At 63.1% G+C, this 10,457-nt stretch carries 10 protein-coding genes and 1 other RNA gene (1 of these 11 only partly in view); 4 read left to right on the plus strand and 7 right to left on the minus strand.

Going from position 1 to position 10,457, the window contains the following annotated elements; genetic code table 11:
• Nucleotides 1-202 precede the first annotated feature (202 nt).
• Nucleotides 203-1,579, minus strand: a complete 1,377-nt coding sequence (radA, locus tag OCV80_RS07590; protein ID WP_119310955.1) for a DNA repair protein RadA — start codon at nt 1,577-1,579, stop codon at nt 203-205.
• Nucleotides 1,580-1,630: 51 nt separating this feature from the next.
• Nucleotides 1,631-2,353, minus strand: coding sequence for an N-acetylmuramoyl-L-alanine amidase (locus OCV80_RS07595; protein WP_136891741.1), 723 nt, complete (start codon nt 2,351-2,353; stop codon nt 1,631-1,633).
• Nucleotides 2,354-2,520: 167 nt separating this feature from the next.
• Between OCV80_RS07595 and OCV80_RS07600 the strand changes: the two genes are divergently transcribed.
• Nucleotides 2,521-3,018 (plus strand): spore coat protein CotJB, encoded by a 498-nt coding sequence (locus tag OCV80_RS07600; RefSeq protein WP_025545340.1) that lies wholly within the window; start codon nt 2,521-2,523, stop codon nt 3,016-3,018.
• Complete coding sequence (locus OCV80_RS07605; protein WP_021750721.1) at nt 3,018-3,614, plus strand: manganese catalase family protein; 597 nt, start codon at nt 3,018-3,020, stop codon at nt 3,612-3,614. Before OCV80_RS07600 ends, OCV80_RS07605 begins: the two co-directional genes overlap by 1 nt.
• Before the next feature lie 58 nt (nt 3,615-3,672).
• Here OCV80_RS07605 and OCV80_RS07610 read toward each other — a convergent pair whose 3' ends face one another.
• Both OCV80_RS07610 and OCV80_RS07615 read right to left on the minus strand, forming a co-directional pair.
• The gene (locus tag OCV80_RS07610; protein WP_021750720.1) at nt 3,673-3,918 is read right to left on the minus strand and encodes a hypothetical protein; all 246 of its coding nucleotides are present in this window, start codon (nt 3,916-3,918) and stop codon (nt 3,673-3,675) included.
• 177 nt (nt 3,919-4,095) lie between these two features.
• Nucleotides 4,096-4,746, minus strand: a complete 651-nt coding sequence (locus OCV80_RS07615) for a GNAT family N-acetyltransferase (RefSeq protein ID WP_025545342.1) — start codon at nt 4,744-4,746, stop codon at nt 4,096-4,098.
• Nucleotides 4,747-4,836: 90 nt separating this feature from the next.
• Here OCV80_RS07615 and OCV80_RS07620 point away from each other — a divergent pair, with 90 nt between their 5' ends.
• Nucleotides 4,837-5,649, plus strand: coding sequence for a MerR family transcriptional regulator (locus tag OCV80_RS07620; RefSeq protein ID WP_025545344.1), 813 nt, complete (start codon nt 4,837-4,839; stop codon nt 5,647-5,649).
• Nucleotides 5,650-5,725: 76 nt separating this feature from the next.
• Here OCV80_RS07620 and ligA read toward each other — a convergent pair whose 3' ends face one another.
• From ligA to murD, 3 genes are read right to left on the minus strand one after another with little or no spacing between them, the layout of a single operon-like run.
• Nucleotides 5,726-7,771, minus strand: coding sequence for an NAD-dependent DNA ligase LigA (gene ligA, locus OCV80_RS07625; protein WP_267288331.1), 2,046 nt, complete (start codon nt 7,769-7,771; stop codon nt 5,726-5,728).
• A gap of 16 nt (nt 7,772-7,787) precedes the next feature.
• Nucleotides 7,788-8,495 carry a sporulation protein YunB gene (yunB, locus tag OCV80_RS07630; RefSeq protein ID WP_036628743.1) on the minus strand — a complete coding sequence of 236 codons (708 nt, stop codon included), beginning with the start codon at nt 8,493-8,495 and terminating at the stop codon, nt 7,788-7,790.
• Nucleotides 8,496-8,542: 47 nt separating this feature from the next.
• Nucleotides 8,543-9,919, minus strand: coding sequence for a UDP-N-acetylmuramoyl-L-alanine--D-glutamate ligase (gene murD / locus OCV80_RS07635; protein ID WP_267288332.1), 1,377 nt, complete (start codon nt 9,917-9,919; stop codon nt 8,543-8,545).
• A 262-nt stretch (nt 9,920-10,181) separates the two neighbouring features.
• On the opposite strand from murD, the gene rnpB reads away from it, so the two are divergent.
• Nucleotides 10,182-10,457: RNase P RNA component class A (rnpB, locus tag OCV80_RS07640), an RNA gene on the plus strand (it continues 325 nt past the right edge of the window).

Below are 10,457 nucleotides of genomic sequence, written 5' to 3' on the forward strand. Positions count from 1 at the left end.
CCGGAATGCGCGGCGCATCTCCGGACCGGACATAAAAACCGCCGCTTTCGGCAAAGCTAGTCCCAAATCCATGGAGATGGGATGATGTGTATGAGTTTGATTCCCTGTACCAGCCAATGTGTGTATCAGCAGGACGGCGTCTGCACGCTGGACAGCGCCGCCGCGGCGGGCCTCCCCGCCCTGGGCGGCGCCTGCGTCCACTTCATTCCGACGGACGAAGGGCGGCTCGGATCGCCTCACCGATATTCCGCACCGGGATCAGACGAAGCCCCGCAGGCGCGGCCAGCTCCCCGGTCCGGCGGGACGGAATCAGGCACTGGGTAAAGCCCAGCCGCCGGACCTCGCTGACCCGCTGGCCCAGCTGGCTGACGGACCGCAGCTCTCCGGTGAGGCCCACCTCCCCGATGGCCACCAAATCCGCCGGCACCGGCCGGTCCAGATAGCTGGAGGCCAGGGCGATCACCGCCGCCAGATCCGCGGCGGGCTCGTCCAGGCTCAAGCCGCCGATGATGTTCAGGTACGCGTCGCAGGCGGAGACCTTCAGGCCGCCCCGCTTCTCCAGCACCGCCAGCAGCATGGCGAAGCGGTTGTAGTCAAAGCCGTTGCTGGTGCGGCGGGGGTTGCCCGCCGGAGACGACACCGCCAGCGCCTGAATCTCCGCCAGCACCGGCCTTGCCCCCTCCATCACACAGGTGACGCAGGTCCCGGGGGCGTCCTCCGGCCGACCGGACAGCAGCATCTCTGACGGGTTCTCCACCTCCACGAGGCCGCTGTCCCGCATCTCGAAGACGCCGATCTCATTGGTGGCGCCGAAGCGGTTCTTGGCCGCCCGCAGGATGCGGTAGGCGGTGTGCTGGTCCCCCTCAAAGTACAGCACGCAGTCCACCATGTGCTCCAGAACCTTGGGGCCGGCGATGGACCCCTCCTTGTTCACATGGCCGATGACGAACACCGTGATCCCCTGCCCTTTGGCCAGCTGCATCAGGGCCATGGTGCAGTCCTTCACCTGGCTGACACTGCCCGCCGGGGACTCCAGCGCGTCATTGTACAGGGTCTGGATGGAGTCCACGATCAGCACGTCCGGCGCCTCCGCCGCCACGGACTCCAGCAGGTCCCCCAGGCTGGTCTCGGAGATCACGAACAGCCGTTCGCTCTGCACGTCCAGCCGCTTGGCCCGGAGCTTCAGCTGGTGCTCCGACTCCTCGCCGGATACATACAGGACCTTATTCTCCCGGCAGAGGCTCTCGCAGATCTGAAGCATCAGCGTGGACTTGCCGATTCCCGGCGCGCCGCCCACCAGCACCAGCGAGCCCTTGACGGCACCGCCGCCCAGGACCCGGTCCAGCTCTCCCATGCCAGTGGAGAACCGGATTTCCGCATCCGCCTCCAGCTCCGTCACCGGCCGGGCCCTGCGGACGGCCCCCCCTCCTGCCGGGCGGGAGGCCCCCTTCCCTGCCGCCCGGGCGGCCTGGGGCTGCTCCACGATGGTATTCCACGCCCCGCAGGCCGGGCACTTCCCCGCCCACTTGGGCGTCTCATTGCCGCACTCCGTGCAGTAGAACAGAGTCTTTGGCTTCATTGCAACCTCCCATGGAAAGAGAAAGGAACAAACTGTCTGATCTTTTCTCTTTCAACGCTTATCTGAATTCAGCACGCCCGCCGCGATGGCCGCCGCCAGCTTTGTCTGGTAGGCCGGGTCCTTCAGCTGTTCCGTCTCCGCGGCGTTGGAGAGAAATCCGCACTCCACCAGCACGCCGGGGGCGGTGATCTCCTTCATCAGGTACACCGAGGACGGCACCTGGGCGGCCTTCTTCTCATGTCCGGCGTTGACGGCGCCGTTCAGGGACTCCTGAATGGACGACGCCAGTTCCTCCGCCCCCTCCTGGCGGTTCCAGAACACCTGGGCCCCCCGGGTGGAGGGCGACGACGGCAGGCTGTTCTGGTGGATGCTCAACAGCACCGCGCCGGGCAGCTCATTCACCAGAGCCACCCGGTTGTGGAGGTCGGAGACCTTCTTCTCCCGCAGAGTGGCGCTGCCGGGGTCGTAAATGGCGGCGTCCCCCTCCCGGGTGACGGTGGTGGGCACCCCCGCAAAGGTCAGCAGGTCCCGGACCCGCCGGGCGATGGCGAGGTTCAGGCCGCTCTCCACCGTGCCGTCGGCGGCCACAGCGCCGCCGTCCTCCCCGCCGTGGCCGGCGTCCACCACCACAACGGGAGACGCGCCCTCCTCCCCCGGGGCGAACGCCGCCGTGAAGGCGGCGTTCCCATGCCACAGCACGGCGGAGAGCCCGGCGACAAAACAACACAGCAGCACAACATACGCCACATGGCGCTTTCGGATCAGAATAATCACAGGCGGCACCCCCTGGGGAAAGCCTATTCCCGCCTGCTTATCCCATATTCCCGATTATAGCGGCTCGGACGGCGGAAATCAAGGGCAGGCTCCTCCCGGACCATCTCCGCATAGGATGGCATGGGCGCATGGTTCCCATGCGCACCCTACCCCAGAAGGAGGCATCCATGCAGATGGAGAAACCCAACACCAATACGCCGCCCACGCCGTCCGTGCCTTCCATGCCGCCGTCCGGCTCCTGCCAGCCGAACCAGGGCACTCTGCCCGGCACCTGTGCACCCATGGTGTTTCCCTTTGTAGCCATGCAGGAGGAGAACCCTGTCCGGTACAGCCGGATGGAGGCCCTGCAAACCGGCACCCTGTTCCCGGGGCTTGACCTGCCTTTCAAGGCGGCCATCCAGGCCAAGACGAAAATGGCCAACACCGCCCTGGTGGAGCTGATGGCCCTGGACTTTGCCATTGACGAGCTGGGCCTGTATCTCACCACCCACGCCCAGGATCAGGAGGCGCTGCAGCTGTACTGGTCCTATATCAAGCTGGCGAAAGAGGGCCGTGAGAAGTACCAGAAGATGTACGGCCCCCTGCTGCAGACGGACCTGACGCCGGAGGACGGCTTCGCCTGGCTGAAGGACCCGTGGCCCTGGGAGGAAGGAGGCAATGACTGATGTTCATTTATGAGAAGAAGCTCCAGTACCCGGTGAAGATCAAGAACACCAATCCCAAGCTGGCCTCCGTCATCATCTCCCAGTACGGCGGGCCCGACGGTGAGCTGGGCGCGTCCCTGCGCTACCTGAGTCAGCGGTACTCCATGCCCTATGCGGAGCTGAAGGGCCTGCTGACCGACATCGGCACTGAGGAGCTGGGCCATTTGGAGATGATCGGCGCCATCGTCCACCAGCTGACCAGGGACCTCACCGAGGAGCAGATCCGGACCGCGGGCTTTGACACGTATTTTGTGGACCGGACCGCCGGCGTGTACCCCACCGCCGCCTCCGGCTTCCCTTACAGCGCCGCCAGCATGGCGGTGAAGGGCGACCTGATCGCCGACCTGACGGAGGATCTGGCCGCCGAGCAGAAGGCCCGTGTCACCTACGACAACATCCTGCGCCTCTCCGACGATCCGGACGTCAACGACGTCATCAAGTTCCTCCGGGCCCGGGAGATCGTCCACTTCCAGCGCTTCGGCGAGGGACTGCGGCTGGCCAAGGACAAGATGAACGAGAAGAATCTCTACTTTGTGAACCCGTCCTTTGACAAGTGACCCACTGAATGGAAAGCGCCCGCCCCGGGAGATCGGGGCGGGCGCTTTTTGCGGGGACTCAGTCCCCGTTCTTCATCAGGTCTTCCACCAGGGGCATGAGCCGGGCCTGGTCTTCCTTCCGGTCGGCAAAGAGCTCCAGGGTATCGCCCTGCTCCTCGATGAGGCGGCCGATGGCGATATACCGGGACATGGAGGATTTCAAATTAAAAATGTCTCCCTCCGGGCTCTTCAGGTACACGTCGCCGCCGCACTGGCTGACGGCGTCCAGGAACTCCTGCACGTCCGCTTCGGAACGCAGTCGCATGGGAAACACATCCTTTCTGTATCAGACTCCCAGCCTTCCCGGCTGGTGCTTAACAAAGATACCACGCAGAGCCGCCGGTGTCTATGGCCGAACTGGATAATGTTTCGGAGTGACTCGCTCCAGAATATTGATGAACTGCACAAAAAAACAATTATTTTTTATGCAGTTAATACAATTTCAAAAATTGCAGCCCGCAGCGTCATGAAATACCGTTGCGCGGTCATAAAGAAAGAAATTCATGCTTACGGTCTGCCCGTTTATCTGGAAAAGATGCTCTCTCTGGCCGCGGCGGCACATGCCCTGGTGTTCATAAAAGCCGTAGTTGCAGCTGGTATCTGTAAACAGGTAGAATTCATCCAATCCCTGCTGTTTCAAATAGGCAAGCGCGGAATGAAACAGCTTTTTGCCGATGCCCTTTCCCTGACAGGATGAACGGACAGCAAACAGAGCCAATTCCGCCGGATAGGTCTTTTTGCAGCCGCGCAGCAATTGCTCATCGATCTCATTGACGTTTTGGAAGATTTGAGAGACTGCCCTTCCCTCTTTGGACGCATACAGCTTCACAATGGACAGGATTTGCTGAAATCTGGCAGAGAGGGCGCATCTGTGATCCTTGTTGTTCTTTACCAAAATGATCCCTGCCGCAGTTCCGTCAAGTACGGCCACCTGTGAAAAGGTGTAATTTGTCAGGCAGCTGCGCAGAAAAACCTCCGCCAGCCTGGAAGCCGTTTCGGGACTGCTGAACTCATCATAGTGCCACGTGCTTCGGATGATTTCCTTTAAGGGCTGAAAGTCCTGTTTCTGATATTCTCTGATTTGCATCTCCATGATATTCCCCCTGGTATTGGTCTCGGATACCCCGTATAATAGTCCTTACAGCAGCTGTAATGTCAATACCGGAAAAGGAGCTATTTTGTGATGAGGCAAAACACTGTAAAAATGACCACCGCCCAGTTTGCGGAACTGCACGGTGTCAATCGGAGAACGCTGCATTATTATGACGACATCGGCCTGTTTTCCCCCTGCCAAAAGGGGGAAAACGGTTACCGCTATTACGACGCATCACAGAGCATTGTTTTTGAGTATATCCGTATGCTGAAAGAGTTGAATATGAGCATCGCGGAAATTGCGGACTACTGTAAGCATCCTGCTCCGGAAAAGTTTTTGCAGATCGCAGATCGGAAAGAGGCGGAAATCGATCTGGAGATACGAAGGCTGAAGCGCGCGCGGAACATACTGAAGACCAAAAAAGCGCAGGTGCGTCTTTGCGAGGGCCTGCCGGATGAGGAAATCAGGGTCGAGGCGTGCGGCGCGGTCAAAATTTCTGTTTTGCCGTATGATTTTTCCGGAGACGATTTATCCCGGCTTTTTACCGATTTGAAAAGTCAATGGGGCATTGAGCAGATACGCATGGGAATCGGGAGCTTCCTCTCCCTGGACAAAGTCACCGCCGGGTCCTTTGAAACATACGACGGGCTGTTTACCTATTCGTCCGGCAGCGCATCCGGTCCGCATACGTTTGTCAGGCCGGCGGGGCGGTATCTTTGCGGCTATCAGAAGGGACCTTGGGACAAGGCGCCCGCCATGTACCAAAAAATGATCGACTATGCCCGCCGGCAGCATCTGATCCTGACAGGCTTTGCCTACGAGCTTGGATTGAACGAATTTGCGATCTCCAGCCCGGAGGAATACGTCACAAAATTCATGATCCAGATCGATGACCCCTGCTGACAGTACGCCCGCCGGGCACGCATCGCAGCCTGCACAGAAGCCGAAAGAGCGGGGGCTCACGCCCCCGCTTCCCTGTTTATTCCGCTTCTTTTGCCGCTTCGCCCCGGCCCAGCAGGGCCAGGATTTCCGCCTTGTCGCCGGGGACCTCGTCTACCAGTACCCGGTACTGCTCCTCACTGAGAACCGGCACCCCCAGCTCCTGGGCCTTGCGGAGCTTGCTGCCCGCGGCCTCTCCGGCCACCACGGCGCCGGTCTTTTTGGACACGGACCCGGACACCTTGGCCCCCAAAGCCTCCAGCTTCTCCCCGGCCTCCTTGCGGGAGGCGGACTCCAGCTCGCCGGTCAGGACGAAGGTCAATCCCGCCAGCAGGTCCCCGGTGGGCTGGGCGGTGCTCTCCATATTCACCCCCGCCTCTTTCAGGCGGCGGATCAGGTCCTTCGCCTGGTCGCCCCGGAAGTAGTCCGCGATGCACCGGGCGGTGATGCCGCCCACGTCGGGAATCTCCGTCAGCGCCTCCTCTGTGGCGGCCATCAGCGCGTCCATGGAGCCGAAGTGGGCGGCGATGGTCTTGGCGGCCTTCTCCCCCACCTGCCGGATGCCCAGGCCGTACAGCAGGCGGCTCAGGTCGTTGGCCTTGGAGTTCTCAATGGCCCGGATCAGGTTCTCCGCGGACTTCTCCCCCATCCGGTCCAGCTTGGCCACGTCCGCGGCGTGGAGGCTGTACAGGTCCGCGGCGTTGGAGATCAGCCCGGAGTCGATCAGCTGCTGGATCACCGCCGGACCGCAGCCGTCGATGTCCATGGCGTCCCGGCTGGCGAAGTGGGTGAGGTTCCGCAGCAGCTGGGCCGGGCACTCCGCGCCGGTGCAGCGCAGGGCCGCGCCGTCCTCGTCCCGGACCACCGGGGCGCCGCACACCGGGCAGGCGTCCGGCAGCGTGTAGGGCACCGTGCCCTCCGGGCGTTTGTCGAAGTCCACGCTCAAAATCTCCGGGATGATCTCCCCCGCCTTCTGCACCAGCACAGTGTCCCCCACGCGGATGTCCTTCTCGGTGATGAAGTCCTGGTTGTGGAGGGTGGCGTTGGTGACGGTGGTGCCCGCCAGCCGCACCGGGGACAGCACCGCCTTGGGCGTCAGCACGCCGGTGCGGCCCACCTGCACCACGATGTCCTGGACCACGGAGAACTTCTTCTCCGGCGGGTACTTGAAGGCCACCGCCCACTTGGGGAACTTGGCGGTGGAGCCCAGCCGCTCCCGGTCCGCCAGGTGGTCGCTCTTGATGACCGCCCCGTCGATGTCGAAGGGGTAGTCCATCCGCTCCTCGTTGATCCGGTCGATCTCCGCCTGAATCTCCGCCGGGTCGGAGAGGGTCTTGTGGGGGATCACCTTGAAGTGCTGGGAGGCCATGTAGTCCAGGGTCTCCGAGTGGTTCTGGAAGGTCTTGCCCTCCGCCAGCTGGAGGTTGAACACCTGGATATCCAACTTCCGCTCCGCGCAGATCTTGGGGTCCAGCTGCCGCAGGGACCCGGCGGCGGCGTTCCGGGGATTGGCCATGAGGGGCTTGCCCTCCAGCTCCCGGCGGGCATTGATCTCCGCGAACACCGCCCGGGACATATAGACCTCGCCCCGGACGATGAGCCGGGGCAGCTTCTCCGGCAGCTGCATGGGGATGGCGCGGATGGTCTTGAGGTTCTCCGTCACGTCCTCCCCCACCCGGCCGTCGCCCCGGGTGGCGCCCCGGACGAACACGCCGTCCCGATACTCCAGGGCCACGGACAGGCCGTCCACCTTGGGCTCCACGGAGTAGGCGGCGCCGTCCCCCAGGGCCTCCCGCATCCGATCCAGGAACTCCGAGACCTCCTCTGCGTTGAACACGTCCTGGAGGCTCTCCAGGGGTACCGGGTGCTCGTAGGTCTCAAAGCCCTCCAGGATCTTGTCGCCCACCCGCTGGGTGGGGGAGTCCGGGGTGATCTCCTCCGGGTGCTCCGCCTCCAGCTCCTCCAGGCGCCGGTTCAGCCGGTCGTACTCGTAGTCCGGGATCACCGGCGCGTCCAGAACATAGTACAGATAGCTCTGCTGGTTCAAAAAGTCCCGCAGCTGCTTCATTTCCTCGCGGTAGTCCATAGGGTGTGCTCCCTTCTCAGCTGTTGTTCAGAATGTAGTCTTTCAGATCCTCCTCGTACGTATCCGGATCTGTGGAGAAATAGGTGTAGGTGTCCGGCACCGTGCCCACGATCACCGTCTCCGCCACGATGAAGGAATTGGACACCTTGGTGGCGGTGCGGAACCCCGGCAGCAGAACGCTGACGGAGACATCCACCGTCAGGATGATCTGATGCTTGGTCTGGTTGATGCCGGCGGAGGTGAAGGCGTTGCGGAAGTTCGCCTCCGACGACCCCACGGACTCCATCCGCACGGTGATGCGGGGCCCCCGTCCCGCCAGCAGCGTCGAACCCGTCAGGCTGCCGATGGGGATGGACAGGTCCCCGGTGGGCACCTGGCTGATGCGGGTCAGGACCGTGTCCAGAATCTCCGCCTGCAGGTGGTTGAAGGCCGCCATGTTGCTCTGCACAGCGGTGATGTGGCCCTCCGTGTCCTTCTCAAAGGACACCAGGCCGTCGTACTGCAGCTCGCCCTTCTCGATGGCCTCATACACGGCCTCGCTGACGATGCGGGTAACGGTGTTGGACACCCGGGTGGTGGCCATGCTCTCCAGCAGAGGCCGCATCTGGGTGGCGGCGATGAAGAGCACCGTCAGCGCCAGAGCCATCAGCAGAAACGCCAGGGCCCGCAGCACCCGCCGGCGGTCCATCCGCCGGCGGTAGAAGTAAAATCCGCGCCAGATCATGGCCATCACGCCCCCTTCCCGCCATTGTATGCGGGGGCGGCCTGGCCTTATTTCAGAGCGTTCACCAGATCCTTGAAGACCCGGCCCCGCTCCATGAAGTTGGCGAACCGGTCAAAGGAGGTGCTGGCCGGGGACAGCAGCACCACATCCCCCGGCCGCGCCGTCTCACGGGCCAGCGCCACGGCGGACTGGTAGCTGTCCACCTCCGTGATGGGCAGGCCGGTGAAGTTGGCGGCCTTCTCCACGGCGGCCCGGATCACCCCGGCGGTTGCGCCGCAGAGGATCAGGGCCTTCACATGCTCGTTGATCTCCGGACCGATGGCGTCATAGGAGATGCCCTTGTCCTTGCCCCCGGCGATCAAAAGGACCTTTTCCGGAAAGGACCGGAGCCCGGCGATGGTGCGGCTGGGGCTGGAGGCGATGGAGTCGTTGTACCACCGGACGCCGTCCAGCTCCCGGACCAGCTCGATCCGGTGCTCCACGCCGCCGAAGGTGCGGGCGAAGGCCCGGATGGCCTCGTCTGGGACCATCCCGTCCACGGCGGCGACGGCGGCCATGTAGTTCTCGATGTTGTGGACGCCGGGGAGCTTGATGTCGGCGGTGTCCAGCACCACCCGCTCGCCCTGCGGCCCCCGGCAGACAATGGAGGTGCCCCGGAGGAACACGCCGTCCGCCACCTCCTTCCGGCGGGAGAACCACCGCACCCGGCCCGGGGCCTTTTCGGCGCAGCGGACCGTGGTCTCGTTGTCGGCATTAAAGACGGCAATATCCCGGACTGTCTGGTGTGTAAAGATATTTTCCTTGGCAGCGATATACTCCCCGTAGCTCTTGTGGACGTCCAGGTGGTTGGGAGACAGGTTGGTCATAACGGCGATGCGGGGGCTCCGGTCCATGGTCATCAGCTGGAAGGAGCTGAGCTCCAGCACCGCCAGATCCGTTGGCGCGATGTCCGGCGTGTCGCACAGCAGCGGGCGGCCGATGTTGCCCCCCAGGTGGACGGTGCGCCCGGCGGCCTCCAGGAGCTTTGCGATGATCGTGGTGGTCGTGGTCTTGCCGTCGGACCCGGTGACGGCGATCTCGGGACAGGGGCAGACCTCAAAAAAGACCTCCATCTCGGAAGTCAGCAGGCTGCCCCGCGCCACCGCCGCCGCCAGCTCCGGCACGTCGGGCCGCAGGCCGGGGGTCCGGAAGATCACGTCCTCCGTCAGGCCCTTCAGGTAGTCCTCCCCCAGCTGCAGGCGGCAGCCGTGCTGCTCCAGCTCGTCCCCCAGGGGCCCCAGGGCCTCCCGGGATTTTTTGTCGCAGGCGGTGACGCGAATGCCCCGCTCCAGCAGCAGCCGGATCAGGGGCCGGTTGCTGACGCCGATGCCGATGACGGCCACGGACTTGTTCCGCAGAGAGTCCAGATATTCCTCAAACTTCATGGGTACGCTCCTAACGCCGCGCTGGGCGGCAGAGATTGACAGACAAGGAAATTATACCGCAGATCGGAAAAAAATACAACCACGCCCCTCCCCTTCCCAGACTTTTTCTCCCAGGGCTGCGGGGCCATGAAGCCGGGACCTAACTGCGCTCTGCGGGCCATCCGGTATTTTCAGCGGAAGGCCCTGGCGACTTCCGCCGATGTGGAGGCCGCATTGCGGCCAGGCGTTGACAATCCCGTCGGATTCCGCTAAAATAGACAGGCGAGTAAGACAGACAGTCGCGCGGCCAGGCCGAAAGGCCGGTCGTGAGGAAAGTCCGGGCTCCACAGGGCAAGGATAACGGGTAACGCCCGCCGAAGGCGACTTCAGGAAAAGTGCAACAGAGATATACCGCCGACAGAGTTACTCTGTATCGGTCAGGGAACCAGCGACGGCTGAACGCGATGCCCCGCGGAGCGGGGCGAGGGAAACTTCCCCGAACAGCGCAATCGCTTCCGCGCGGAACGGCGCAGGGGTGTTGTGTGAAGAGGGGCGAAGG

It is taken from the genome of Oscillibacter acetigenes, from assembly GCF_025567605.1.
Taxonomy (GTDB): Bacteria; Bacillota; Clostridia; order Oscillospirales; family Oscillospiraceae; genus Oscillibacter; species Oscillibacter welbionis.